The 24,211-nt window shown below is 68.9% G+C and carries 25 protein-coding genes and 2 pseudogenes; 8 read left to right on the top strand and 19 right to left on the bottom strand.

All coding sequences use genetic code 11. The features are described from left to right. Window positions 1-4 precede the first annotated feature (4 nt). Window positions 5-883: a glycosyltransferase family 2 protein gene (locus ACFWBQ_RS01675; protein ID WP_385482780.1), complete on the top strand. Its 879-nt coding sequence runs from the start codon at window positions 5-7 to the stop codon at window positions 881-883. A 290-nt stretch (window positions 884-1,173) separates the two neighbouring features. Here the strand turns inward: ACFWBQ_RS01675 and ACFWBQ_RS01670 are convergent, their stop codons facing one another. The 6 genes and pseudogenes from ACFWBQ_RS01670 to ACFWBQ_RS01645 form a co-directional block, all read right to left on the bottom strand. Then, window positions 1,174-1,965: an N-formylglutamate amidohydrolase gene (locus tag ACFWBQ_RS01670; protein ID WP_385482778.1), complete on the bottom strand. Its 792-nt coding sequence runs from the start codon at window positions 1,963-1,965 to the stop codon at window positions 1,174-1,176. 688 nt (window positions 1,966-2,653) lie between these two features. Next, a pseudogene (locus ACFWBQ_RS01665) lies at window positions 2,654-2,940 on the bottom strand (transposase family protein); the annotation flags it as partial. A gap of 285 nt (window positions 2,941-3,225) precedes the next feature. Further along, complete coding sequence (locus ACFWBQ_RS01660; protein ID WP_385482776.1) at window positions 3,226-3,453, bottom strand: DUF5133 domain-containing protein; 228 nt, start codon at window positions 3,451-3,453, stop codon at window positions 3,226-3,228. A gap of 390 nt (window positions 3,454-3,843) precedes the next feature. Then, on the bottom strand, window positions 3,844-4,488 hold the full coding sequence (locus ACFWBQ_RS01655; protein ID WP_385482774.1) for a dihydrofolate reductase family protein: 645 nt from the start codon (window positions 4,486-4,488) through the stop codon (window positions 3,844-3,846). Between the two features lie 284 nt (window positions 4,489-4,772). Further along, window positions 4,773-5,363 (bottom strand): hypothetical protein, encoded by a 591-nt coding sequence (locus ACFWBQ_RS01650; RefSeq protein ID WP_385482772.1) that lies wholly within the window; start codon window positions 5,361-5,363, stop codon window positions 4,773-4,775. Window positions 5,364-5,631: 268 nt separating this feature from the next. Further along, window positions 5,632-5,949, bottom strand: a complete 318-nt coding sequence (locus ACFWBQ_RS01645; protein WP_385483146.1) for a DUF6355 family natural product biosynthesis protein — start codon at window positions 5,947-5,949, stop codon at window positions 5,632-5,634. A 288-nt stretch (window positions 5,950-6,237) separates the two neighbouring features. On the opposite strand from ACFWBQ_RS01645, the pseudogene ACFWBQ_RS01640 reads away from it, so the two are divergent. Further along, window positions 6,238-6,401: pseudogene (locus tag ACFWBQ_RS01640) on the top strand (IS5/IS1182 family transposase); the annotation flags it as partial. Window positions 6,402-6,471: 70 nt separating this feature from the next. Next, a complete protein-coding gene (locus tag ACFWBQ_RS01635; RefSeq protein ID WP_385482770.1) occupies window positions 6,472-6,900 on the top strand; it encodes a hypothetical protein in 429 nt (142 codons plus the stop codon). Window positions 6,901-6,904: 4 nt separating this feature from the next. Here ACFWBQ_RS01635 and ACFWBQ_RS01630 read toward each other — a convergent pair whose 3' ends face one another. Next, window positions 6,905-7,039 carry a hypothetical protein gene (locus ACFWBQ_RS01630; RefSeq protein ID WP_385482768.1) on the bottom strand — a complete coding sequence of 45 codons (135 nt, stop codon included), beginning with the start codon at window positions 7,037-7,039 and terminating at the stop codon, window positions 6,905-6,907. 171 nt (window positions 7,040-7,210) lie between these two features. Between ACFWBQ_RS01630 and ACFWBQ_RS01625 the strand changes: the two genes are divergently transcribed. Together ACFWBQ_RS01625 and ACFWBQ_RS01620 are read left to right on the top strand one after the other, a co-directional pair. After that, a complete protein-coding gene (locus tag ACFWBQ_RS01625; RefSeq protein ID WP_385483144.1) occupies window positions 7,211-7,702 on the top strand; it encodes a DUF2975 domain-containing protein in 492 nt (163 codons plus the stop codon). Beyond that, on the top strand, window positions 7,702-7,923 hold the full coding sequence (locus ACFWBQ_RS01620) for a helix-turn-helix domain-containing protein (protein ID WP_385482767.1): 222 nt from the start codon (window positions 7,702-7,704) through the stop codon (window positions 7,921-7,923). Before ACFWBQ_RS01625 ends, ACFWBQ_RS01620 begins: the two co-directional genes overlap by 1 nt. 502 nt (window positions 7,924-8,425) lie before the next feature. Here ACFWBQ_RS01620 and ACFWBQ_RS01615 read toward each other — a convergent pair. The 6 genes from ACFWBQ_RS01615 to ACFWBQ_RS01590 form a co-directional block, all read right to left on the bottom strand. Beyond that, a complete protein-coding gene (locus ACFWBQ_RS01615; RefSeq protein ID WP_385482765.1) occupies window positions 8,426-9,040 on the bottom strand; it encodes a class F sortase in 615 nt (204 codons plus the stop codon). 81 nt (window positions 9,041-9,121) lie between these two features. Next, a complete protein-coding gene (locus tag ACFWBQ_RS01610) occupies window positions 9,122-9,484 on the bottom strand; it encodes an LPXTG cell wall anchor domain-containing protein (protein WP_385482763.1) in 363 nt (120 codons plus the stop codon). 179 nt (window positions 9,485-9,663) lie between these two features. Continuing rightward, complete coding sequence (locus ACFWBQ_RS01605; protein WP_385482761.1) at window positions 9,664-11,661, bottom strand: sensor histidine kinase; 1,998 nt, start codon at window positions 11,659-11,661, stop codon at window positions 9,664-9,666. After that, window positions 11,645-12,370: a response regulator transcription factor gene (locus ACFWBQ_RS01600; RefSeq protein WP_385483142.1), complete on the bottom strand. Its 726-nt coding sequence runs from the start codon at window positions 12,368-12,370 to the stop codon at window positions 11,645-11,647. Before ACFWBQ_RS01600 ends, ACFWBQ_RS01605 begins: the two co-directional genes overlap by 17 nt. A gap of 49 nt (window positions 12,371-12,419) precedes the next feature. Beyond that, window positions 12,420-13,688, bottom strand: a complete 1,269-nt coding sequence (locus tag ACFWBQ_RS01595) for a hypothetical protein (protein WP_385482759.1) — start codon at window positions 13,686-13,688, stop codon at window positions 12,420-12,422. A 165-nt stretch (window positions 13,689-13,853) separates the two neighbouring features. Continuing rightward, window positions 13,854-14,342, bottom strand: coding sequence for a hypothetical protein (locus tag ACFWBQ_RS01590; protein ID WP_385482757.1), 489 nt, complete (start codon window positions 14,340-14,342; stop codon window positions 13,854-13,856). 314 nt (window positions 14,343-14,656) lie between these two features. Between ACFWBQ_RS01590 and ACFWBQ_RS01585 the strand changes: the two genes are divergently transcribed. Further along, entirely contained in the window at window positions 14,657-14,944 is a 288-nt protein-coding gene (locus ACFWBQ_RS01585; protein ID WP_385482755.1) for a hypothetical protein, read from the top strand. Window positions 14,945-15,158: 214 nt separating this feature from the next. On the opposite strand, the gene ACFWBQ_RS01580 is transcribed toward ACFWBQ_RS01585, so the two are convergent. Beyond that, entirely contained in the window at window positions 15,159-16,256 is a 1,098-nt protein-coding gene (locus ACFWBQ_RS01580) for an ATP-grasp domain-containing protein (protein ID WP_385482753.1), read from the bottom strand. A gap of 491 nt (window positions 16,257-16,747) precedes the next feature. Here ACFWBQ_RS01580 and ACFWBQ_RS01575 point away from each other — a divergent pair, with 491 nt between their 5' ends. Further along, on the top strand, window positions 16,748-17,758 hold the full coding sequence (locus ACFWBQ_RS01575; RefSeq protein ID WP_385483140.1) for an alpha/beta fold hydrolase: 1,011 nt from the start codon (window positions 16,748-16,750) through the stop codon (window positions 17,756-17,758). A 123-nt stretch (window positions 17,759-17,881) separates the two neighbouring features. Here ACFWBQ_RS01575 and ACFWBQ_RS01570 read toward each other — a convergent pair whose 3' ends face one another. Genes ACFWBQ_RS01570 through ACFWBQ_RS01550 form a run of 5 tightly spaced genes read right to left on the bottom strand, consistent with a single transcriptional unit; the run spans window position 17,882 to window position 23,238 of the window. Beyond that, window positions 17,882-19,309, bottom strand: a complete 1,428-nt coding sequence (locus tag ACFWBQ_RS01570; RefSeq protein ID WP_385482751.1) for an FAD-dependent oxidoreductase — start codon at window positions 19,307-19,309, stop codon at window positions 17,882-17,884. Continuing rightward, a complete protein-coding gene (locus ACFWBQ_RS01565) occupies window positions 19,309-19,599 on the bottom strand; it encodes a (2Fe-2S)-binding protein (protein ID WP_385482749.1) in 291 nt (96 codons plus the stop codon). Before ACFWBQ_RS01565 ends, ACFWBQ_RS01570 begins: the two co-directional genes overlap by 1 nt. Then, window positions 19,596-20,798 carry an NAD(P)/FAD-dependent oxidoreductase gene (locus tag ACFWBQ_RS01560; protein ID WP_385482748.1) on the bottom strand — a complete coding sequence of 401 codons (1,203 nt, stop codon included), beginning with the start codon at window positions 20,796-20,798 and terminating at the stop codon, window positions 19,596-19,598. The genes ACFWBQ_RS01565 and ACFWBQ_RS01560 overlap by 4 nt, the downstream gene beginning before the upstream one ends. Further along, window positions 20,791-21,729, bottom strand: coding sequence for a dihydrodipicolinate synthase family protein (locus tag ACFWBQ_RS01555; RefSeq protein ID WP_385482746.1), 939 nt, complete (start codon window positions 21,727-21,729; stop codon window positions 20,791-20,793). Before ACFWBQ_RS01555 ends, ACFWBQ_RS01560 begins: the two co-directional genes overlap by 8 nt. A gap of 51 nt (window positions 21,730-21,780) precedes the next feature. Continuing rightward, window positions 21,781-23,238, bottom strand: coding sequence for a Na+/H+ antiporter NhaC family protein (locus ACFWBQ_RS01550; protein WP_385482744.1), 1,458 nt, complete (start codon window positions 23,236-23,238; stop codon window positions 21,781-21,783). Between the two features lie 197 nt (window positions 23,239-23,435). Between ACFWBQ_RS01550 and ACFWBQ_RS01545 the strand changes: the two genes are divergently transcribed. Then, window positions 23,436-23,969: a helix-turn-helix domain-containing protein gene (locus ACFWBQ_RS01545; protein WP_385483138.1), complete on the top strand. Its 534-nt coding sequence runs from the start codon at window positions 23,436-23,438 to the stop codon at window positions 23,967-23,969. Window positions 23,970-24,211 lie beyond the last annotated feature (242 nt).

The following is a 24,211-nucleotide window of genomic DNA, read 5'->3' as shown; positions in this document are numbered from 1 at the left end:
AATCGTGCGGACGTCCGCACCCGTCTCCGTCATCGTCTCCACCTTCCAGGAGGGCGGCCTCCTCGCCGAGACGATCGCATCCGTGGAGAGCGCGGCCGTGCTGCCACGCGAGATCGTCGTCGTCGACGACGGCAGCACGGACCGCAGCTGCGAGCGGGAATGGCCGCCGCGGGTCCGCGTCCTGCGTGGGGACCACGTCGGAGTGGCCGCCGCCCGCAACCGAGGAGCGCAGGCGGCGAGCCAACCCATCGTCGTTTTCCTCGATGCTCACTGCACGGTCGACGGCCGGTGGCTGACACCGCTCGTCGATGCGCTCGAACACGTTCCCGACGCGCTGATCGGGCCCGCCGTGCGGGATTCCTCGGACACCCGCTTCGTAGGCTGCGGAGCCGAGATCGTCGACGCCCTGCTGACCTACCGGTGGCGACCGGCGACCGGAGCCGCACTCGACGAGGTCGGCCTTGTGCCAGGCGGATGCCTTGCAGTGGGACGCGACCAGTTCCTGGCATCGGGTGGCTTCGCAGCCTTCACCGGATTCGGACTCGAAGATGTGGAACTGGGACTGCGGTGGTGGCGCGCGGGATACCCCGTACTCGGCGCACCGGACTCCGTCGTCACCCACCGCTTCCGCACGCTCCCGCCCTACCGGCCGGAGGAGCAGGCGTGGCTCCAGAACATCCTCCGCACGGCACTCCTGCACCTTTCCGGCCCACAACTACAGGCTTCTGTCATGGCGTGCTCACGCTTCTCGACCTTCCCCGGTGCGATCTCCACCGTTCTCTCCGAGTCCTGGGTGCCAACCCATCAGCGGCTTCTCGCATCCGAGGTCCGTGCGACCATCGCCTACCTCGACCGGTGGGCACCCAGGGCCTTCGGCTCCTGACGTCCCCGAACCGGTTGGTTTCCGCGAGCACTCCCACCTCGCGGACTCCGGATCGACGCCTTGGGTAGGGGGCGGAGGGGGTCGCAGCAGGTGTGGCGGAGGGCGGCAGCGATGTCGGTCCGACCGTCCTGGCGGTAGACGCTGACGGCAAGGTTGCGCAGGGAAGCCATGGCGCGGGGCAGGGTGCCGGTGCGGACGGCACCGGAGCCCGTCACTCGCGCTGGTTCAAGGACCTGGTCAACAGGCGGTCGGCTTCCCGGGCAGCTTCCGGTTCGGCCTCGCGGACCTGTCTACAGACCGTCAACCAATCCGGCCAGCGCGGCCGCCAAGGCAGTGAGGCCCGGCCCTGCCGGACCACCCGGTTCGGTCATGTACTGGTCGCGGCGGATCTCGATCATGAGCGCGCTGACCCGGCGGTGCCTCCCGTAGTGCTTCAGCGGCACATAGGCACCGGGGAACGGGCTGTCGAGCCCCGTGCCCCCGAATTCGGCGAACGCCGCCTCGGCCCGGGCCAGCAGGTCGGGCGGTGTGTGAAAGCTGTCGGTGCCCAGGCAGATCGGCGGGCGCGGGCCGGTGCCGTGCAGTTCGTACGGGAGAGCGGTGCTCGGGTAGGAGTGGACGTCGATGATGACCGCGCGCCCCGTGGCGGCCAGCCGTTCGTCGACCGCCGCCGTCATCGCTTGTGCGTACGGATGGAAGTAGCGGTCGAGCAGCGGCTGCGGATCCGTGCCGGGCGCGCGGAGCCGTTGGCGGAAGGTGGTGTGGGTGTAGACCGCACCCATGCCGACGGCCAGCATCTCCTCCCGGTCGTCCGGGAACCGCTCGGGGTCGATGACCAGCCGGGACAGACCGTTGACGAACTGCCAGGGTGCCTGGGCGCAGGCGTCGCGGGCCCGGGCGGCGAGCGCGGCGGTGTGCGAGTCCGTGATGTGGTCGAGCTCCCGCTCCAGCGCTCCGTCGTCGAGCACGATTCCGTCGCGTACATGCTCCGGGACGGCACGGGACGAGTGGGGAACGTGCAGCAGCACCGGCGATCCGGCGGTGCCGGGGACGAGCTGGAACGGCTGGGGCTCAGGGCTCACGAGGACGGTCCTTCGGGGTGCATGGGGGACGGGCCTGGCGGGAGGAGGACCAGGCGGGAAGAGGTTCCGGACGAGGGCCACCCTGCGCTGCGCGCGGCCCTCCCCTCACCTGCCCGATTGTCCCCGGTGTCCCCACCGCCCGGATGCGACCACCGGATGGTGGTCGGAAAGGTTCGTGTACGGGTAGTCAGTGCCCCAACTGCTCACCCTCCAGAGCGCGCTGTCCTCCTCCACGACCTCGTTCGTCCACCCGGACGGCTTCCCGTGCTCGGCGTCGGTGCAGGAGGTGACCCGTGGCTACCGGCCTGCGGCTCACCTTCGTTCGCGCCGGAGGGGACTCAGGAACCGCTGCGGGGCCGGCGAGTTGTGGTTCGCTCGGATCGCTGACGCGGCAGACCTGGTTGTCTGTGATTCTGCACGCCCGGTGCTGATCGATGCGGTGAACCAGGTCTACCCGGTCACGGAGACCACAGACTGCATTGAGCCGACGCGGGGCACACATCCGATGGCGGCAGATCTTCCCGACGCTGACCTGGGAGAACTCGGTGAACAGGGCCGGGTGTTCGTCGCCGTGAGGGCCGCAGCTGTTCACGGCAGACGCAGCAGCGCCTGTTCGCTTGGTACATGGGCGTCACGGTGCTGTGTGTGCCTGCTGTACGCAAGGTGGTCGGCGACGCCTTGAGCATTTTCAGCGTTGCCTCTCCAGGGTGAGGACGGCCTTGGCGATTGACGTCATGTGGTTCGGGCTGATCCGGAATCTTCGGAAGATCCGCCAGGCCCTTCAGCAGTGCCATGCCTTGTTCGACGGGTGCGCGGGACGTGGCCAGTGCCCGGTTGGCGGTCCGCTGTGTAGGGGCAACTGCCCGCCGGGCGGCCGTCTGTGCGCGTGGCCCAGGGGTCGGCGTCCTGGTAGGCGCGGTCGGCCAGGACAGGGACACCTTGGCGTTCGCAGATCCGGGTGATCCGGATGATCCGGCCCCATCGGTGGCCACCCTGAAAACGCTCAGTGAAGGAGCCGTTCGAGGACATGACGGCTGGGACGCCGTATGTGTGGCGTCCGATCCCGTGCAGCATTTTGTAGGTTCCGGAGAGAATTGCGATGTTCCCGCCCTCTCGAGAAGCTCAGCTTCGCGTCGCGTACGGCCGACGATCAGAAACACCGCGATCTTCGATCGTCCGCAGAGCGCCACATGCAACGGGGCAGAATGGGTGCGTCGGTCCGCGTAGGTGTGGTCGAAGAGCCGGATTCTCGGGGTCCGCTCAGGTGGTGAGAACGGAGTCGTCCTGAGGACGTGCGCCGGGCAACTGGTGGCGTGCGGCGACAAGAGCTGCATCGATATCGCGTGTGCCGGTGGACACGCAGAGCGTATAGGCGATGTCACCCATCCGTTGCCGGACTTCCTCATTCCCATTTTCTGCGTGCAAAATGCGCAGGGTGTCGTACTGTTCGATGAGGTTCCGCAGCATTGCGGGGTGGGCCATCAGCACAGAAGTCTCCTTCTCACCGTCACTCACGTGAAGCGTTCGCCACCCCGACTACCCCGGACTCTCCTCGCTATTCCACCCGCGCTCCGGAGCGCGGGCAGGCTTGAGTACGGGTTGTCCCGTAAGACGTGCCTCCACCTCGAAGGATTTCAGCAAAGCCGCTCGCTTCGGCTGCGTCGATCTTTTGGCATCGACGAGCTCGGCTCCATGGAACTGGACGTTCAACGGCACGATCGTCGAGACCGGCACCGACTCCTTACCGGCTCGCCTCCATCCGGGCCCGAGCTGAGGAGACCGCCAAGGCCGGGTGACCGCCCGAGGTGCGACTCGACGGCCCTCCTCAGGGCAGCCCCGGAGGCAAATCAGCTGGCCGGGGCCAGCCCTGAGGACCGGTCACTTTCGCCAGAACAGGTGGTGCGCGACCCCGCTCGGGCTGGGAACGACCTCCAGGTGGAACCGGTCGAGCAGCTCATCGGGGGACTCCCAGAGTCGTACTCCGGATCCGAGCTTCACCGGCGAGACCGCCACGTGCATGGTGTCGACGAGGTCGGCGTCGAGGAACTGCCGGATAGTGGTAGCCCCACCGCCGAGTCGGACGTCCTTGCCCTGCGCCGCCTCCCGGGCCTGCTCGAGGACCGTGGCAGGGTCGCCTTTGACGAAATGGAACGTGGTGTCGGAAAGCGTGAGTGAAGGACGCTCGTGGTGGGTCAGGACGAATACCGGGGTGCGGAACGGGGGCTCGTCACCCCACCAGCCCTGCCACTCATGGTCGTGCCAGGGCCCGCGCTGGGGGCCGAACTTGTTGCGCCCCATGATCTCGGCGCCGATGTTGCGGGCGTAGTCCCGCGTGAAGTAGTCGTCCAGGCCCCGGCTTCCCCCGGGGGCGGTGCGCATGGGCCAGCTCGCCGTGGCGCCGGCCCAGGCGAACAGCCTCTCGGGCTCGACATGACCGAATGGCCTCTCGAGGGTCTGGTCCTCACCGGCACCGATCCCGTCACTCGAGACGCTGAAGTTCTGGACTCTCAGTAGCTGAGCCACGTGCTCCTCCTCCTGTGTTGCCGACAACGGTGGTGAGACTTGACGGGCCGCGAAAACTCATCGCTGAGTCCCCGAACGGTCAGAAGCGGGGCTACCGAGCCTTTCGCTGTCCACTCGGTCCTCGAGGAGGCTTGAAGGAGCGGTCACAGACGGCGGGCGGACCATGCAGCGCCGTCATTTCTCGGGTTCTGGCGCAACTCCGTCACGACGTTGCCGTGAGTCACGCTCAGAGGCCGACGGAAGGCGCAACCAGCCGACCAAAACGAAGGTTGGTTCCACGGACGTCAGGAGTAAACGATGGGGCAGCCGCGCCGGACCGAGTGCTGGGAAGCGCGCAGAAACAGTGCGACGTAGAAGGCGGTATCCAGGTCGTCGCTCCACCGTCCCGGTCGTGCAGCGGCCAGTTCCTTCGCTTCTCCGTCCCTGAACCACATGGTCAGGTCGAGGTTGTCACACATCGATGGGGTCTCAGCCGGTAGGTTGATGGCCGCCGCCAATCTCTCTGCGATGGCCAACACTTGAGGGGCGCCGGCGACCATGGTCGACGACTCCGAATAGCTGGTGTCGATGGGCAACCAGATCTCCTCGTCGAGCGACAGCGGCACCAGCACCGTCCAGCCGCAGACAGTCTCCACTTCCTCACGTGACAGGTGTGCCTGACACAGCGCGCCAAAACCGTCCATCGAGGGGACCAGCTTCTCCTCGAAGGCCTGCCCCGAACCGCGAACAAAGTCGGCCTCCTCGGGTACGGACTCGTACGGCGGAACACCTCGCTGCCTCAGCTCTTGGTTCAGCGCTGAGGCGACTTCCCCCCACCCGTCCTCGTCCTCACCGAACCATTCCTCCGCGCCGACACTGACCAGATATACGCCCATGGTCGGAACGTACAGCGCACCACTGACACCCTGGACGCCTGATGGGATTGTCGAACGGGTCGTCGACCTTCGGCTCGGTGACGGGCCGGGCTGCATCCGGCGTGAGGACCCGCAGGCATTCACGGTGGTCTGCGACACAACGCTCGGCGGCCTCGCTCAGGTTGGGCCGGTCCACCCATCACTATTCCGTGACGGCGCTGCCGGAGGGACGGGCTGCGTCCAGCCCGGGTAGCCGCCGGGCCGATCGCAGCACCACGTCACATCCGCCTCAGTGAGGTGTGTGTCCGGTGCGATCTCCGCTCCGACACCCGGCACCGCCGATGTAGTACGCGTTGAGGTAGTTCGGACCTGCACCCGGCAGCTGCGTGCGGCCGGGGCTGACGCAGAGATGGAAGTCGTTCGCGCTGCCGCCCCCTCTGACGTCGACATGGATACGCACCGTCGTCTCTCCGCAGTGGTTGTATGCGGCGAACCGAGACTCTCGGACGCTGTACCGGAAGAAGCCGCACGGTGCGGCAGAGCTCGCACCTGCCTGCCGTGCTTCCGGAGCACCGACGGATTCGGCGGAAGACGGACCCGCGGACATCACCATTGCAGTTGCGATGAGCGCGCTTGACGCTACAGCGAACGCGGCTCGAGGAGAATTGGTCAGGGAGAGCTTCACGAACATTCCTTACGGCGAGCCATAACGATGGACGACCAGCTGATTGACTTCGCCGGCTTCACGACACCGACTGCGCCGCGCCTCGCTGGCAGAAACACCTTAACTCCACGTATGTCCATCGTGGCTTTATGTCACTGAATCGAGTGGTGGGACCGGGTGCCGTGCCCAGGGTTGTCCCGTAACTGCTGTTCACGGTGAGATGATCTTGTGGTGGCCAGAGCAATCACGGCGTCGGAGCCGTCCTGGCAAGCCCCGTTCACCGGACTGAGCCCGCGGCGGTTCGGCAAGCTGATGACAGCGATGCGGCGTGAGGGTGCGGACCTGGTACCAAGGGCCGGTCGTGGAGCCTGACGCTGGAGGGCCGGATCCTGCTGGGCCGTGTCTCCTTGGCGAGTGGACCAGTTGGGGGCTGTCCACTGTGCGGGGCGACTTGATCGAGTCTTGATGCAGCTCATCCAGTTTGTAGCCGGGCTGTTCTCAGCCGAAGGGCGGGGCCACAATGATCACGTGGACGGACAGGACTCGGCTCAGCGGGCGGAAAACGACCGGATCATCGATCCGCTGAAGACGAACATGCCCAAGGCCGGGGACCTCAGCTTCGAGGCGATCCAGCAGCTGGGGAACCCGGTGCCGCTACTGGTGCAAAACGAGGGTAAGGATCATTTGCAGCTGTGGCTCGAGCCGTTCGGGCAGGACTACTGGCTGAAGCCCGGGGAAGCTGTGTACATCACCTCGTACGGGACGTGGAATGACCACCCGTTCGAGACGATCCACGAGACCGACTGTCTCACCGTCTGGGCCACGTCCTGGTTCGCGACGGTCTCTGACTGCGACGGCAACGAATTCCCCCCAGGCCGCAGGGAGCCCGCCTGAGTCGTCAGTGTCGGGTCCAGGCGAGGATCGCGGCAAGGTGGAGCGCGGCCTGGTAGGCGATAGCGTCGGCCCTCGCCGGGAAGGCGGGCAGGGCGCCCAGGGCTTCGGCGTATTCGGGTGGCGTCCGATGTGTGCTCAAGGGGAGGCCGACTTCGGCAGGATCAAGGCGGTTCGCCCAACCGTCATGCCATGGCAGGGAGCGGCTGCGTCCCGCCACGGTGCGAAACCGCCGCCCATCCTCCGCCTCAAGCCTTGCTTTACCTATCGAAAGTCGATAGATTTCCATCGCAACTCGATGGAGGAATGGGTCATGGGAAAGCTGACAGTGCGCGCGCTTCGCGCCGTGCTCGTGGTGGTGCTCGCCGGCACCGTGTTTGTCCAGGCGTTGATGGTGTGGGTGTTGGCCAGCGGGAGCGACCCGGAGGACGGGTCGCTCCCGCTGACCCCGCTGCGCGTGAGCATGATCCTGGGCATGGTGTCGGCCCAGGTCGCGCTGGTCTGCGTATGGCGGCTGGTGACGATGGTGCGACGCGGAACCGTGTTCTCCCACACCGCCTTCCGGCACGTGGACGTCATGATCGGCGCGATCGTGGCGGTTGCCCTCGTGTGGTTCGCGGTCACGGTCCTCAATGCGCCGGGCCAGCGGGCCGACCCGGGCGTCACCGTCATCATGGGCGGGATCGGCGTGGCCATCCTGGGGGTCGCGCTCATCGTGCTCGTGCTGCGGACGCTGCTCGCCCAGGCCGTCGCGCGCGATGTCGAAGCGGCGCGGATGCAGGCCGAGTTGGACGAGGTGATCTGATGCCGATCACCGTCGACATCGACGTGATGCTGGCCAGGCGGAAGATGTCCGTGGGCGAGCTCGCGGACCGTGTAGGGATCACGCCGGCCAACCTGGCGGTACTCAAGAACGGCCGCGCCAAGGCGGTGCGCTTTGCGACGCTTGCCGCGCTCTGCGAGGTGCTCAAGTGCCAGCCGGGCGACCTGCTGCGCTGGGAGGCCGAGGACGCCGCGGACGGATGACGCACACCAGGGCGGGCGTGAAAACGCCTGGTACCACCGGCCCGTGACGCGGCATGTGGACCGCACGGACGTGGATCGCCGATCACCCGCAACCTCGTCCCGACCCCGTTGGGTGGATTCCGGTCGACCTGCACCGCACCGTCCTGGGTGACGATCGCGACCTGCGAACGTGCCCCCACGCCGATCCATCGGCGCCCTTCGCCTCGCCGGGAAGAGCAGCATCGCCGCCGGCCTCCGGCGCAACGCCCGCGACGCCATGCCGACCGCTTGCCCTCCTCGGACTCGCATGATCACGAAGCGGACGTCACGCGGCTACGCCGAAGCCCTGCGGCAGGGCCGACCATCGACTCACGCCGGCCGATGAGTCGCCCTTGCCCGGGCGCTCAGGGGATGACCACAGGTACACACTTCCCCTTCGTGGCCCGGTAGTCCTGGCCCCAGTTCGGGTGGAGACTTTTGCTCTGCGGTCCCAAGGGCGCACCCGGAGCGCTCGCCGCTCCGGTCAGCGGAGGGTCGCGTACACGATGAGGTTGTCCACCGGGTGCCCCTCGGCGTCGAACGTGCCGTCGCACGTGATGAGCCGGAGCACGCGGTCGCTGGTCTCTCCGTAGACCTTCTCGGTGGGGAACGCGTTCTTGCTGACGGTCTCGGTGCCCGTGACCGTGAAGTGGGTCTGTTCACCGAGCCCGTTGAGGACGGCGATGTCCGCACCCTTGGCGATCTTCTTCAGGTCGTGGAAGACAGCCTTGCCGAACCGGGTGTCGTTGTGACCGATGACCACGGCGGCGCCCGGCTCGCCGGGAACGGCCCCGCCCGCGTACCAGCCCGCCGTCATGCCCTTGTCCGCGGGCGGAACCTCCACGGTGCCGTCCGCGTTGAGCCCCAGCCGCATCAGCTGACTCGTCACCCCGATCGAGGGAATGGTGACCTGCGCGGGAGCCGGTGCTTTCGGGGATTGCGTCGTCTTCGGTCGTTCCGCCGCCGCGGAGACCGACGTCGAGTCGGCGGGGGGCTGCGATGCGCCGGAGGACGAGCAGCCGGTGAGCGGGGCCAGGATCAGAACAGCGGCGGCAGAGGGTATGGCGGCTCGCCGGAATGCTTGCGCGGTACGGGACATGGTGGCTCCGGGCGTAGAGGCTCAGGTGGAACAGCGGGTGGCGCCGCCCCGTCACGCGGAGCGGCGCCACCCGGTGGCAGGTCAGCCGTTGCGGTGTGCGGCGGAGCGGCGGCGCAGCACGAACGTGCCGGCGCCGGCCAGCAGGACCGCCCCTGCCGCCGAGCCGTACAGCGCGGTGCTGCCGCCCGTCTCTGTGGCCGTACGCTCACCGGCGGCGACGCCGCCCCGCGGCGCCACCCTGGGTCCGGGCGCCTCGGCCGGAGTCGGCACCTCGGAGGGCTTGGCCTCTTCGGGCGCGGGGCTGGGTGTGGCGGTGCGCTCGGCGGCAGGTGCCACCGGCGTGGGAGTGGCATCGTCCGCGACGGCCACGGCGGACGGGACGATGACCGCGCCTGCCGCGACGGCGGTGAGCACTGCGGTGCGCAGGGTCGAACGAGGGGACATGTGAAGGACTCCGATTCCAGCTCGGCCTTGGTGGGGCCCACGCGCGAATGCGCATCGGGCGCCGGGCATGCCGACAGACTGGAGTGAAGTTATGAGGAAGCTGTCAGGACGCTGTGTTCATCGCATCAGGGCCGCACTCGTCGCATCAGGCCCGCGCTCCTCGCGGGCGACGACGGGCCTCATCGCAGCGCAGCCGATTCCCCTGCGTCGGGGACCGCCGGTGGCAGCCGCAGAGTGAAGACCGATCCCTCACCCACGGTGCTGACCACGTCGGCCGTCCCGCCATGCGCCTCGGCGAGCTTGCGGACGATGGCCAGGCCCAGTCCGCTGCCTCCGGTGCGTCGGCTGCGGGACTTCTCGGCGCGCCAGAAGCGGTCGAAGACGTAACGCAGATCCTCCGGCGGGATACCGCTGCCGGTGTCGGCGACCTCCAGGGCCACCCCTTCCCCGGACCCGGTGGCGTACGCGCGCAGCGTCACATGTCCGCCCGCCGGGGTGTGGCGTACGGCGTTGGAGACCAGGTTGCCCATGGCCTGACGCAGCCGTACCGGATCGGCGTTGAGCGCCGGAACGGGTGCCCCGGCAGCGGAGGCGGCCACCGTCAGGCCGACCTCCGCCGCGTCGGCCTGAGCCTGGTGGGCCGCCGCGACATGGGCGAGCAGTTCGTCGATCCGTACCGGCTCGGGGTGCAGGCGCAGTACCCCCGCATCCGCCGCCGACAGGTCCTGCAGGTCGTCGATGATGTGCTGCAGTTGCACCGCCTCCTCGAGGAGCGAGGAGATGAACGTGGCGTCGGGATCGGCGATCCCGTCCTGTGCGCCCTCCAGCCAGCCGCGGATATTGCTCAACGGGGTGCGCAGCTCGTGGGCGACGTCGCTGACCATCACCTTGCGCTGTTCCTCCAGCCGTGCGCGGTGCGCCGACATGTCGTTGAAGGCGGCGGCCAGCCGGCCGATCTCGTTGTCCGCGGTGACCACCACGGGCGCCGAGTCCTCGCCGTCGCGCATCCGTTGCGCGGCTCCTGTGAGCGCGTGCAGCGGGCGTACCAGCCGGGCCCCGGCGAGCACGGAAGCGCCCACGGTGAGCGCGAGCACGAGTGCGGCGACCCCCGTGATCCTTGCCGTGTTCGCCGGTGACAGGTCGAAACCGGGAACGGCGCCGCCGCCAGGGTCGCTGATGAACAGCAGTGCGGGCGGGGCGACATAGGAGCTGAGCTGTTCCCGGCGGGCGACGGCGACGCACGAGGCGATGGCCCGGTCGTTCTCACTGGTGAGGGCCGTGGGCGAGGGGGACGGAGTCGGAGTCGGAGCCGGCCGGACCTCCTGGGGGATGTGGCTCCGCACCGGCGACGGCTCGGCTGTTTCCGAGGCCGGGACGGGCTCGCCCTCCGTACCCCACGAGAGGTCGAGACCGAGCTGTACGGGCTCACGGCTCTGACGGCTCAGACAGGCGTTGGCCAGCCGGCTCAGAGCGCTGAGCGCCTCCACCTCGGTCGGGGTCGGGCTGTCCAGAGCTTCCGTCGTGCACCGGGTGCCCTGCAGGCGGTCGGGATCGTTGCCCACGACCTGGATACCGGGCCGCCCGCTCGGCCCCTCCACGACGTCCGAGGCGATGCCGGACCGATTGAGGCACCGTGTGATTTCTGCGGCGGTGCGTCGCAGCGACGCACGCTCGGTGTCGGGAAGACGGAACGGTCCCACGGCGCGGGGGTCGACACGGTCGCTGCGGGATCTTGCATCCACGTCGGTCGTCACGGATCCGGCCCCGGACGACAGGCCGGCGTCCACGGACATGGGGTCCACGACCGCCGATGCCTGGGGCGGCAGGGCCGGCGGGGGAGGGGAACCGACTGCGGAGTCGGCGAGGATCCCCCGGCTCTGCGTCGTCAGCGTGATCCGCCGGCCCGACTCGTCGGCCAGCTCGCGCACCGTCGGCCCGACGCCGTCCCAGGTGGGGTGCTCCGCCGCGTAACCGAGCAGGGTGTCGTGGATGCGGGTGTCGGCGGTGAGGTTCTGGCCCTGCTCCTGCTCGATCGCGCCGGATGTGGTCTGCACGGCCAGCCAGGCGGTCGCGGCGACCGAACAGGCCGCGACGAGTGCCGACACGGCCAGCAGGCGGCCCAGCAGGCTCTTGCGGAGCGGCAGCCGGTGCCGGTCGTTCTCACCGGGCCGGCGCACGCGAGGCTTCCTTCGCCGGGTCCGTCAGTTTGTAACCGACACCGAAGACGGTGAGCAGGCGGACCGGCCGCCGGGGTGCATGCTCGATCTTCTTCCGCAGGTTCATGATGTGCACATCGACGGTTCGGCTGCTGATATACCGGTCGAACCCGTGGAGTTCCGCCAGCAGTTGCTCCCGCGTGAAGACGCGGTCCGGTTCCGCGGCCATCGCCGCCAGCAGCCGGAACTCGCCCGGCGTGCACTCGATCTGCACGCCGTCGGCCGCCACTTCGTGACGTACGGGATCGACGGCCAGGGCCCCTACCCGCAGCACCCCGCTCTCGCCCGGACCGCCTCCGCCCGGAACCGCGCCCCGTCGGGTGCGTCGCAGCAGCGTACGCACCCGGGCCATCAACTCGCGCGGACTGTACGGCTTGGTCATGTAGTCGTCCGCGCCCAGGTCGAGCCCGAGCAGCAGATCGTCCTCCGTGGCCCGGGCGGTCAGCATGAGGACCGCCAACTCCCGTTCCTCTGCACGTAGTACGCGTATGACATCCAGTCCGTCGGCCTTCGGCATCATGACGTCGAGGACGAGCAGGTCCGGCGTGCCCTGCCGGACCTGCTCCAGCGCCGCGAGGCCGTCCGCCACCACCGTGACCGCGTGCCCTTCACGTTCGAGGTAGCGGCGTACGAGTTCGGCCTGCTTCGCGTCGTCTTCCGCGACTATCACGTTTGCGCACACGCGGTTGATCGTAGAGGAGCCCGGTATGCCGCTTGCGTTACTTTTCGAGCAGGTCGACGGCCTCCCGGAAATCGGTGAGCGCTTGGCCGTACTGTTTTCCCGCGACGAGCAGGGTCGATCGGTCCGTCAGCGCCCCGGCGAGCGGGGCGCGGCCCTGTTCCTCGTCCACATCGGCCAGTCGGCGGGTGAGGGCCAGCCCTTCGTCGAACAGGGGACGCAGAGGGTCGACGAACACATGGGTGCGTGACTCCCAGTACATGGACGAACGGATCGTCAACCGGCGTTGCATGACGACCAGTTCGGCGAGATGAGCACGGGGGTCGGACTGGGCCGCGGGTGTCAGGGCCGCGATGTCGGCCTCGAGCGCTTCGCGGCCGCCGAGGTAGGCCCGCCTGATGTCGGGCGACCATCTTTCGTTCAGCCCGAACGCCGGGGCGGGCTCACCGGGTACGGGTTCTTCGTCCGTCCGCCCGGACATGGTCAGCAGGACGAGCCACCAGGAGACGATGTTGCTCCAGCTCTGACGTTCTCCGCTCTCCGCCAGCTCGGTCAGGAGGCCGAGAGCCTCCTTCCGCGTGGCACGGGCTTCGCCGCGGCGTCCGTCCGCGTCGAGCATCTGGGCGAGCCGGATCAGCTCCCACGTCACGATGGCGAGGGAGGTGCGGCCCAGGTCCAGCTTTTCGCGGCCTGTCGACACGAGTTCCGTGAAGGCGTCGATGGCCGCGCCGTGCTGCCCCGAAGCGTCCAGTTCGGCCGCCCACGCGACCATCGACCAGAAGGACACGTCGGACGGATCGCCCTCCGCCCGCGAGGCCCCCACCATCTCCCCGTACAGTCGGGCCGATTCGCTGTGGCGTCCCTCCTCGGCCAGAGCGGCGGCCAGCGGACCGTGCGCGTACAGAGGGCTCGCCACATGGCCCGCCTCGAACGCCTCGCGTCCCGCACGTGCCATCTCCTCGCAGACGGCGAAGGCCTCCTTCCGTCGTCCGAGGATGTACAGCTCATGCCGGCATGCCTGCAGTGCACGCGTGAGCAATATGGTCCGATTCGGCTCCGCCCGGTCCATCCCCCGGGCGGCAGCGGCGGCCTCGGTCCCGAGCGCCAGTAGGGCCGCCGGGTCCTGCAGCTCCGGGTAGCCGTACGTCAGCAGTTTCGTGGCGAGGCGCGGCAGATAGACGGCCGGGCTCACCCGGGCGAGTACCCGGTACGCGTCGATCTCCTCGTCGATGTTGATCCTGCCTGATCCGAGCAGCAGCACCCGTGCGCGCAGCACGGCGTCGTGATCGACGTTCTCGGCGTGATTCATGAAGGTGATTCTGGGAGCTGCCCATGGTGCTCAACAAGGTTCCAGGACAGTGCTGTTCGTCCTACGAAAACACGGCCTGACCTGTCATGATGGGTGTGTCATCGCTCCGCGGGCGGCCAATGGCCAGGCAGCGGGACAGGTCGGCTGGACACTCCTTGCACGACGTCACGCAGCCATGGCCACGGAGGCCTTGCCGAGGGTGGCATCGTTCGCTGGGGCCGCGGACTGGGCGAAGACGACGACCCGCAGCAACGCGAACCGTCCGACTCCGGCCAGCGCGGAGGCCGACAGATAGACACCCTGCTCGACCAGCGCCGACGGCGCGGAGTGCACGGCGTGCAGAACGAGCAGCGCCCCTGTCGTGAACGCGTAGCTCACGGCTACCGTCAGCCCGGACTGCAGGTGAACACCCCAGCCCCTGCGGTCGCTCCGGAACGAGACCCGGCTGTGCAGCTCGGTCGCGATCACGGTCGAGACGACGGTGATCAGCGCGTTGGCGACCATCATGGGCATCGGCCCGCTGAGCAGCACGAGCGCCCCGCTGGAGGCGAGCCCCACACCGCCGCCGCAGACGACGAAACGCACGAAGGCCGCGACGAGCGAGCGGGCTGTGCGCGTAGGCCGATCGTCGAGTCGGGGCGAGGGGGCGGTCACGGGGAGCCTCCGGAGGGGTTCTGGGACGGTGTTTCGATTCCACCTCAGAACTTAGGGACAGCGCGTCATCCGAACGACCCGGGCAGTCCCCGACTTCGGTGGGGGGTATCCCCCAGTAGTCCCTGGGAGATACCCCCCAGTGGGTGTCGCGACGGTGGAACCGATCACTGGTCCCACGGTGCGGCGGCGGGGTGGACTTCCGGTCGAAACTCCCTTGTGCCGGGCCCGGTTGAACCACGGGCGGGCCCGGTCCGACAGCAGCTGTCCCGGTGGGGTTACCGATCGCTGTCGGCAGGGTTCGGTACGAGCACAGGGTGGCGGAAACAGTGCGACGGACCAGGCTGTTCCTCATCATCGGGATCCCGATCGCGCTGATCGTCGCACTGGGCGCATGGCTCTGGGGCGGTGTCTTCGGCACCGGCCATCCCCTCGGTGACGACCGTGCGTGCGCGGGCAGCGACGAACCACTCCAGCCGGCGCTCGACCTCCTGGGTCTCACCCTGCCGGAGGGCGCGGACGAGATCCGGTACCTGACCACCGCGCGGCCGGAGCACCCGGAACCACCCCGGCGGTGTCGTTCCGCGGCACCCGTACCAGCATGACCGAGTTCCTGCGCACCTACGGCCTGGTCACCGAGGACCTGGACAAGCTCAACGACGGCCGTTTCGCCATGGGTGACCTTAGCGACCACGACGGCTTCTGCGGCGAGGGACGACGAACCTGCTCAGCCGGTAGGTGGTCGGCTACGTCGAACGCCCGCACAGGGTGTCCACGCGAAGCATCGACAGGCCGCCCGTCCGCCCGTCCCGGACACGGTCAGAGTGTCGCGGGGACTTCACCGGCTGCCGGCAAACCGGCGGTGGGCTCCTCAGACCGTTGCCCCGGCAGCACCACCGGACGAAGCGCACGCGGCCCCGCGATGACGGAGTAGTCCTCGCCCAGGAAGCCCGGGGTCAGATCGCCGGGGTCGTTGCCGAGCGCCAGACTCACCGCCGCCCAGGGTGCGTTCAGGCCGCACTGGGACAGCTGGTGCAGTCCGCCTGCCGGTCGGGTGTTGACGTCCATCAGGACCGGCCGGCCCTCGTACGTCCGGAACTGAATGTTCGTCAGCCAGTGCAGCCCGAACGTCCGGGCGATCAGCCGAGCGGGCTCGATCCACGACGGGCGGAGCGTGAATCCGCGACGGCGCCCGTTCTTCGTACGGCCCACCGCCATCCGCACCCCGCCGTCCGGCCCGGTGAGACAGTCGACGGACACCTCGGGCTCGTCCAGGCGCGGCATGACGAGCCAGTCCACGGATCGCTCGCTGCTGCGCAGGGCGTCGACGATCAGATCCAGCGGTACGTACGGGCTCGGGAATCCGCCGAGGTGGAGCAGGGAGAACGGAGCCCGGGTGACGATACGGAAACCCACCCCGCCCGCACCGGCAGCCGGCTTGAAGCAGGCCTTGCCGCCGTCGGCCTCGATCGCGTCGACGGCCGCGAGAAGTTCTCCCTCGGTACGTACCCGCCACCATGGGGGAACGGGTATTCCGGATGGCGCGACCGTTTCGTACGCGGTCGCCTTGTCCTGGAAGAGAGCGGAGGCCTCGGCGGGCGGGGTGAGAAGCGTCGTGCCGAGTGCGGCGAACTCCGCACGGTGTGCCGCGATCGCCGCCTGGTGCAGGACGGGCACGAAGACGTCGATGGCACGCTTGGCGCACTGGTCCAGGGCGAACTCGACGTAGCCGGCAGGGGAGAGGCCCTCGGGTTCGGGCGCGGCCGTGTCGGCGGCGGCGAGAACCGGTGAGTCGGGATCCCCGTGGGTGGCATGAACCACGACCGGCCGTTCCTCCGGATTATCTCGGAGCTGATCGATGAAGAAGACGTTCTCCGCGTACGTGCGGTTGAGCCAGATACGTACGGGAGAGACCATTCAGGCCGCCTTCCAGGGGTCGCGGGCAGGGCGGCGCGATCGGCCGTACCCGGTCGGGGAGAGGGAGACACACGACACCACGGCTGACGAGGGGAAGTCGTCGGCGGAGGGTGTGTGCTGGGGCGATCATAGGGTGCGCCGACGCTCGCAACTGCTACGCGCGTGTTACGGGTTTACCACCCGGACGACGGCGCCGGTGCCGCCCGCGGCCTCCGCTCCGATCGCTGCCTGAAACGTCCCGGAAATCGCCTGGGATCCGTAGCTTTCTACGCTCGCTCAGAAGTGGTCGGAGCAGAAGGACGTCCGATGAAGGCCGGGACTGTCGGAGCAGAAGACCATCCGTTTGGGAACACCATTGCGTTCGGAACACCGTCCGTTCGGAACACCGTCCGTTCGGAACACCGTCCGATCGGAAGAACCGGAGGCGATCCGTGGCCGGCGCACCCCACCCCGTCCCAGCAACGTCCCTGTCCCCGTCCCGCGCGAACGGTCTGCACCCGGTCGCAGAACAAGGCGAGCACCACGGCCGGCTGCACCACCGCGTGATCCACGGCTACCGTCGCGCGTACCGGATGGCCGGGTCGGGCCCCGCGATCCTGCTCATCCACGGCATCGGCGACTCCTCCGCGACCTGGGCGGACCTGATCCCCGACCTGGCCCGCAACCACACAGTCATCGCCCCGGACCTCCTCGGCCACGGCGCCTCGGACAAGCCCAGGGCCGACTACTCGGTGGCCGCCTACGCGAACGGCATCAGGGACCTGCTGGGCGTCCTCGGCATCGAACGCGCCACCTTGGTCGGCCACTCGCTCGGCGGCGGTGTGGCCATGCAGTTCGCGTACCAGTACCCCGAGCGCACCGATCGCCTGATCCTGGTGAGTGCGGGCGGGGTGGGACGCGAGGTCAACCCGGTCCTGCGGGCGGTGTCCCTGCCGGGCGCCGACCTGATGCTGTCCACGCTGCGCCTGCCCGGCATGCGCAGCCAGGTCGGCCTCTTCACCCGGCTGATCAAACTGCTCGACACCGACCTGGGCCAGGACGCCGGAGAGCTGCTCCACCTCGTGGACGCCCTCCCCGACGCCACGTCCCGCAGCGCGTTCATCAGCACCTTGCGGGCGGTGGTCGACTGGCGGGGCCAGGTGGTCACCATGCTGGACCGCTGCTACCTGACCCAGGGCATGCCCACCCTCCTGCTGTGGGGATCCCGGGACAGCGTGGTCCCTGTCCAGCACGCCTACGGCGCCCATGCGGCCATGCCCGGCAGCCGCCTGGAGATCTTCGAGGGCGCGGGCCACTTCCCCTTCCACGCCGACCCGGTCCGCTTCCGCACCCTGGTCGAGGACTTCATGCGCACCACGGCCCCGGCCGACTGGAGCCAGGAACGCTGGCGCGAACTCCTGCGCAGCGGCCGTCCGGGCAGCCCGGAGGGCGCACCGGACCCGGCGTACGACCGTGCGGTGGACCGCAACCTGCGCGAGGCGAGCGAGCGGAGCGCTACCTGAGGCGGCTGGCGTTCGTGCGACTACCGGGTCGGGCCCGCACCTCCGACCCGGGCTACTGGAGGAAGCGGCGCGGATGGCAGAGGCTCGGATCCCGGAAGCAGCGCCGTACCCGTCCGATGCGGACTACTCGGCGGCCGAGTCGAGGCCTCGGAGATCCCCGACAGGCACAGGTTTGATCGGCAGGTGGGCGGAGAAGCGTCCGCCGAGCCCGATCGGCTGCTCGCGCGCCGATGCAAGGACCGCGCCGATACTGCCCTCGCAGTAGCGTCCCTGGCAGGGGCCCATGCCTGTGCGGCAGGAGAGCTTGACGGCGTTGATGTCGCTGACGAACGGTGACGATTCGAGGAAGTCGTCGATGGTGCCGCGCGTGACCATTTCGCAGCGGCAGATGGTGGTGTCCCGCATCGCGAGGTCGCCGAGTGCCTCGCGGACCGGTTCGAACATGCGTTGCACCACGGTGGAGAATCGTGTCGCGTGACGAATGCCGCGTTCCGCCTCGGCGAACGCCGCGGGGGGCACGGGGCGGCCGAGGTCGGCGGCGATCCCGAGACCCGCGAGCGCGCCCTCGGCGCAGGACCGGTCGGCGCCGGCGACGCCCGTGGGCTCGCCGGCGACGAACACTCCGGGGACGGATGTCTGCCGTCGTTCGTCGTGTGCGACCACCCAGCCGCCCCGTGGCGAGTCGAACGCGAGCTCGCATCCGATCTGGCGGGCGAGCTCCGTCGACGCGGAGAAGCCGTACCCGAGCACGAGATGCGATGCGGCGACCTCGCGGGGTGTGCCCTTCACCTCCCACCGCCGGTCGACCCGGGCGAGCTCGATACGGGAGACGCGTTCCGTGCCGTGGGCGGCCGTCACGATGGTCCGGGAGGAGACTCGGACGCCCTTGCGCACCAGTCGCGCCAGGATCGCGCCCGTCTCTGCGAGCATCCGCAGATGACCGGGTACGGCGCCGAGGGTGCGGAGCATGTCCATCGGCGTCGGGATGCTCTGCGCGAACGCGACCTCACGGACCGGAACGCCGTTGCGGACGAGCAGGTCGGCCACGAGCAGCAGCAGCGGATGCGCCCCGGCCAGCACAACGTCGCCGACGGGTGCGATCCTCTGTGCCTTGACGAGGGTCTGGACACCGCCGGCCGTCATGACGCCGGGCAGCGTCCAGCCGGGGAATGCGACGGGGAGGTCGTAGGCGCCGGTGGCGATCAGCAGCCGCCGCGCGCCGATCACGCGAGTGCCGTGTTCCGGGTGGTTGATCGCCACACACAGATCGCCCGGCTCTGCGTCGTCGTGCAGCACACCGATCGCCGACCAGCCGAACTCCGTCGTCAGTCGCGGGTCTTCCTCGAACCGCTGGATGAGCTCGGTGGCCCAGCCGTAGCCGGCGGTGGGATGCAGGACGCTTCCGGTGAAGGCTTCGGGCGGCTGACGGAAGATCTGCCCGCCCGCTCGCTGCTGCTCGTCGATGACGACGACCGACAGACCTTGATCGGCTGCGGTGAGAGCCGCCGACATGCCCGCCGGACCTGCGCCGATGATCGCGACATCGAACATCACAGCCTCCCTGACGTCTCGATGACCATGCCCTCGCGCGCGGGGACCAGGCAGGTGCGGGTCAGCGGCCGGCCGTCGACGGTGGCGGCACACTCGAAGCACGTCCCCATGTTGCACAGCGGCGCCCTGGGCGCTCCGTTGCGGTCTCGTTCGAACGCGACCCCTTCGGTGAGCATGGCGCCGGCCACCGTCTCGCCCGTACACACGCGAACCGGCTCGCCGTCCACACAGATCGTCACGGCGTCGCCGCGCTCCTGCGTGGTGCGACGCCAGGCGTCGTCCGTGGTCATGAGGTGCTCCCTTCCGCAAAGCGGGCCGGGTCGTATGGTGCGAGGTCGATATCGGGTGAGCGCCCTGCGATGAGGCCGGTCAGTACCCGGGCGAAGCTCGGCCCGAGAGTGAATGCCGATCCGCCGGTGGCGACGAACACCCCGGGCGCACCCTTGACCGCGCCGACGAGCGGAAGCTGGTCGGGTGCCACCGTGGTCGTGCCCACCCAGCTGCGCACGGCGGGGACCCTCTCCAGCGCGGGAACAGTCTTCACGGCCGCCCGCGCGTTGCCGGCGATCGACTGCGGGATCAGCTGGTGCTTGCGGTCGAACGCCGGGGCGCCGTGAGCATCCCTCATCAGTCGTGCCGGCCACCCGCCGCCGATGAGGACCGTGTTGTCGAGCGACTGCTTGAGCGACAGGCGTGCGCCTGTGTGCTGAACGAGATGGGGGATGAACTTGGGAATCTTCGAGGTGACGGTCATCGTGAGAGCGAGGGGGACGGTGGGGAGCTCGGAGTCGAAGACCCGGCCGAGCTCCGTCGTCCACACACCGGCGGCGAGCACGACTGCGGCGGTCCGGACGGTGCGGGCCCGGTCGACTCCCTCGCGGTCCGTCTCCCGGAGGGCGACATCCCATCCGGTCGGAACGCGATGCGCGCCGACCAGTCGGGAGCGTGTGATGACGGTCGCCCCGGCCGCGACGGCCGCGCGGCCGACCGCGGGAGCGGCGATGCGGGCGTCCGCCTTCCCTTCCAGAGGGCTGATGTTGGCTGCGACGATGTCCTGTGAGAGGTACGGTGCGACGCCGTCGAGCTCGGCGCGATCGAGCGTGCGCACATCGAGGCCCCAGGAGCGTTCCAGCTCTGCCTTGAACTCGAGCATCCTGACCTGGTCGGCGTTCTCGGCAACCATGAGCCCGCCTGTCTGGCGCACGCCGAGCGACTCCCCGATCTCGTCCTCCAGGCGCGCCCACATCGCGGCGGCGTCGAGGTGGAGCGGCATCGCCTCCGCGGCGACGCGTGCGGCCTCCACGCCGGCCTCGATCATCCGGTACTCGAGCTGGAAGTGCAGGCTCCCGGCGTTCTGGCCCGAAGCGTGCTGGTTCACCTGATCCTTGTCGACCAGGAGCACCTGCGCACCGTCGCGGGCGGCCATCCATGCCGTGAGGCAGCCGAGCAGCCCGCCGCCTACGACAACGACGTCGTACCGCTCAGTCATCGGCGAGGGGGAGCGTGTCGATGCCGAGCTCGTGCAGGGTCACCTCGACGCGGGCGACCTCGTCCGGTGTGAGCTCGAGCAGCGGCGCCCGCACGAATCCCGCGGGGATGCCACGCAGCCGCAGCGCGGTCTTGACGATCGCCTGCTGGTTGCCGAACTGCACGCCGTAGTCGGGACGGAACCACGCGTCCATGTACACGCGGTCCTTCTTGCCCAGCTGGATCGCGCGCTCCCGGTCCCCGGCGTCGACGGCGTTCAAGAAGTCGGCCTGGTCGCGGCCGAGGATGCCGCCCGTTCCCATCAGGCCGTCGCCGTGGCCGAGTATCGCGAGGTCGACGCCGAGCGCGTTGGTGGGCAGGCCGAAGTACCGCACCTCGCCCTCCAACGCGTACATCCCGGCGAGGAAGCTCGCGAAGTCTCCCGTCGAGTTCTTGATCGCGACGACGTTCTCGATCTGCGCGAGCTCGGTCAGCAGGTCCACGCCCATGTCCACGACGCAGCCGCGCGGCCAGTTGTACACGGTCATCGGGATGTCGGTGGCATCGCTCACCGCCCGGTAGAACGCGACGATCTCCTTCCCGTTGGGCACGATGTAGGGCGGCGGGGTGAGGAGGATGCCGTCGAGGCCCGCCGCCTCCGCCGCGCGGGCGTGGGCGATTGCCTCTCGCGGGGTGAACGCATTGCAGGCGCCGAGGACCGGGAAGGCGCCGCTCCGGTGTTCGGCGCCCGCCGCGAACAGCTCGGCGCGCTCCTTTGCGGACAGGGAGAACCACTCGCCGCTGGTGCCGGCGAGGATCGCGCCCTGGATGCCCTCGTCGACGAGCCAGGCGACCTGCACGTGCAGCGCGTCGATGTCGAGCGAGCCCTCGCGGGTGAACGGTGTGGTGATGGCGGGGATGTAGCCGCGCCACCCGACTGTGTTGCGATCCATGTGTGCTCCAGTGGCCCGTCGTCCGTTGGTGTTCTTGCTGAGGTGTGCTGGTCAGACCGCGGCCGGCGTGGGCTCGGGTCGCTTCAGTTCGACGCCGTCCGGGCCCTCGAAACGGCGGCCCCAACCCGTTGCGGCCGCCACGACCAGGACGACGGTGAGGACGAGTGGGTAGAGCATCGCGACGAAGATCTCCGTCGTGGCCAGGGCGGGAACGCCCTTGATCCCGGTCGTGAGCTGCGCGCCGATGAAGAGATAGGCGCTGAGGACGGGGACGATGGCGGCGATCCCCATCGCGAAGCAGTCCATGACGACCGCTCGGCGGTACGGGTGCAGGCCGACGCGGGCGCCGATCTTGTCGGCGACCGGGCCGAACGTGAGCATCGCGGCGGAGTTCACGCCGCCGAACAGCAGCGTGGTGACCGAGACGCCGATGCCGATCGCGAACTCCGCACCGCGCGGGGTGCGGGACAGGCGGCTGCCGGTGAGGGCGCTCACGAGCGAGTCGAGGATGCCCGCGTCGGTGAGTACGCCCATGATGCCGAACACGGCCACCACCAGAGCGATCACGCTCAGCATGTCGCCGATGCCTGAGACCAGGAATCCGGTCGGGGCCCCGTCGTGGACGCCGATGACGCCCTCAGGGGTCAGCAGACCCGAGGCGAGGCCGGTGACGATCCCGGTCGCCAGCCCGATCGTGACCGCCTTGAAGATGTCGCGGGTGAGCAGCGCCACGGTGAGCATGAGCGCGACGGGGATGAGCATCACGAGGGCGAGCGGGTCGGCGGCCTGTTCCAGCAGCTCCTGCGAGTGCGCAGAATCGCTCGAGTGGCCCGACGACCCCAGCACGAAGAACCCGACGGCCGCGAGCGCCGCAGCGGTGAAGGCGAAGCGAGCGCGGCTCCGTACGACACCGGCGATATCGGCGGTGCCGGCCTTCCGGCGGAACGTCTGCGTCGACGACGAGATGACGGTCGTGTCGGAGATCGGGGCGACGTTGTCTCCGAAGATCGCGCCGGAGATGACCGCGGCGGCGAGGAACGCCGGCTCGGCGCCGAGGAACACGCCGGCCGGGTAGAAGATCGGAAACGCCGTGAACATCGTCCCGATGGACGACGCCGTCGACATCGAGATGATGCACACCGCGACGAACGTGAACAAGGTGAAGGTGCCGCCGTCGACGCCGAGGTTCTCGGCGAGCCACACGAACCCGCCGGAGACGTTGGTCTCCTTGATCAGGGCGGACATCAGCCCCACGCAGAAGAGGATCATCACGATCGTGACCGCGGTGGACGATCCGATCCCCCTGGTCACGGCGGACCAGTACGCCGAATACGGCTTGGCGAACGGCGCGCCGACGAGCAGCGAGACGACACCTCCCGCAGCGAGGGCGGTCATGTCGAACGTCTTGAACACGACAAAGAAGACGACGCAGAACCCGAGGAACACGAGGACCGGCACGAACGCCAGTGCTTTTCCTCCGCGGAAGACCAGATGTCTGTCAGCGCTCATGGCGGTGAACCACTCTCCATAACATTGAGACTAACGCCGATGTGTACTTATTTACACGAGTACACAAAAGTGCACGATGCTGCGACTGTCAACCATTGACTCTTCTGCAGAAACGTGCCGACGCTTCCCAGGACCCGCGCGCCCAGGGTGTACACGAGTGCACAAGGGTGTACGGCTCGGATAGGCTGACCGCCGTGATGGGAGACCAACTACGCACGCTTCGGACGGAGGCGGGGCTCAGCCTGCGCGATCTCGCGGCGCAGACCGGCCTGTCGGCGACCCTGCTCAGCCAGGTGGAGCGGGGCATACGTGAGCCGAGTCTCAAAACGCTCCGGGCCTTGAGTACGGTCTTCGGCCCATCGGCCGCCACGCTGCTCCATGAGCAAGCCCCGCTCACGGCTCACCACAGCCGCCCCGACGAACGTTCCCGCCTGCTCATGCCGAAGGGCCTCGTCCAGTACGAACGCCTGACCCCGAGCAACGGCCAGCTCGAAGTCCTGCTCGGCACGCTCGAGCCGGGCCATGCCTCGAGCCATGAGCCGTGGAGCCATGTGGCGGTCGAGTGTGCCTACGTCATCACCGGCACGGTCACGGTACACGTCGCCGATCAGCGTTTCGAAGTGCAGGCGGGCGAGGCGCTGACCTTCGACGCCACACGGCCCCACCGCTACTCCAACAACGCAAGCGAGGTGGCGACCTACCTTGCGTCGGTGACGCCACCCACGCCCTAGCGAAAGACCGCAACGGCTCCAGGCCACATCGCCCGCCGAACCGGGCATCCGAGCGCCACAACATCAATGCCCGACGGAAGACCGCCTCACATCGACGGGCCAGAGATGCCCACCTGTGCGCACCGGCCTCGTCGTCCCGCACCGAAACGTCGCAGCCGGCCGTTGCTGCCCGGCAAGGAACAGGAATACGCCGCCCATCGCGCAGTCCGCTCACGCGTCGAGCACGCCTTCCGCAGGAACAG

Origin of the sequence: Streptomyces sp. NPDC060035 (genome assembly GCF_042736635.1) — a bacterium.
In the GTDB taxonomy this organism is placed as follows: Bacteria; Actinomycetota; Actinomycetes; order Streptomycetales; family Streptomycetaceae; genus Streptomyces.
The sequence above is the reverse complement of the archived record's forward strand: the minus strand, read 5'-3'. Positions and strand labels throughout refer to the sequence as shown.

Coding starts and splice junctions, on each gene's coding strand:
- ACFWBQ_RS01650 (WP_385482772.1), bottom strand. CDS start 5,363: ATGGGCGTATATCTGGTCAGTGTCGGCGCGGAGGAATGGTTCGGTGAG.
- ACFWBQ_RS01560 (WP_385482748.1), bottom strand. CDS start 20,798: ATGACTGAGCGGTACGACGTCGTTGTCGTAGGCGGCGGGCTGCTCGGC.
- ACFWBQ_RS01615 (WP_385482765.1), bottom strand. CDS start 9,040: ATGTCCCGTACCGCGCAAGCATTCCGGCGAGCCGCCATACCCTCTGCC.
- ACFWBQ_RS01625 (WP_385483144.1), top strand. CDS start 7,211: ATGGGAAAGCTGACAGTGCGCGCGCTTCGCGCCGTGCTCGTGGTGGTG.
- ACFWBQ_RS01555 (WP_385482746.1), bottom strand. CDS start 21,729: ATGGATCGCAACACAGTCGGGTGGCGCGGCTACATCCCCGCCATCACC.
- ACFWBQ_RS01595 (WP_385482759.1), bottom strand. CDS start 13,688: ATGAATCACGCCGAGAACGTCGATCACGACGCCGTGCTGCGCGCACGG.
- ACFWBQ_RS01570 (WP_385482751.1), bottom strand. CDS start 19,309: ATGTTCGATGTCGCGATCATCGGCGCAGGTCCGGCGGGCATGTCGGCG.
- ACFWBQ_RS01545 (WP_385483138.1), top strand. CDS start 23,436: ATGGGAGACCAACTACGCACGCTTCGGACGGAGGCGGGGCTCAGCCTG.
- ACFWBQ_RS01610 (WP_385482763.1), bottom strand. CDS start 9,484: ATGTCCCCTCGTTCGACCCTGCGCACCGCAGTGCTCACCGCCGTCGCG.
- ACFWBQ_RS01620 (WP_385482767.1), top strand. CDS start 7,702: ATGCCGATCACCGTCGACATCGACGTGATGCTGGCCAGGCGGAAGATG.
- ACFWBQ_RS01645 (WP_385483146.1), bottom strand. CDS start 5,949: ATGTCCGCGGGTCCGTCTTCCGCCGAATCCGTCGGTGCTCCGGAAGCA.
- ACFWBQ_RS01565 (WP_385482749.1), bottom strand. CDS start 19,599: ATGACCACGGACGACGCCTGGCGTCGCACCACGCAGGAGCGCGGCGAC.
- ACFWBQ_RS01635 (WP_385482770.1), top strand. CDS start 6,472: ATGCAGCTCATCCAGTTTGTAGCCGGGCTGTTCTCAGCCGAAGGGCGG.
- ACFWBQ_RS01550 (WP_385482744.1), bottom strand. CDS start 23,238: ATGAGCGCTGACAGACATCTGGTCTTCCGCGGAGGAAAAGCACTGGCG.
- ACFWBQ_RS01580 (WP_385482753.1), bottom strand. CDS start 16,256: ATGGTCTCTCCCGTACGTATCTGGCTCAACCGCACGTACGCGGAGAAC.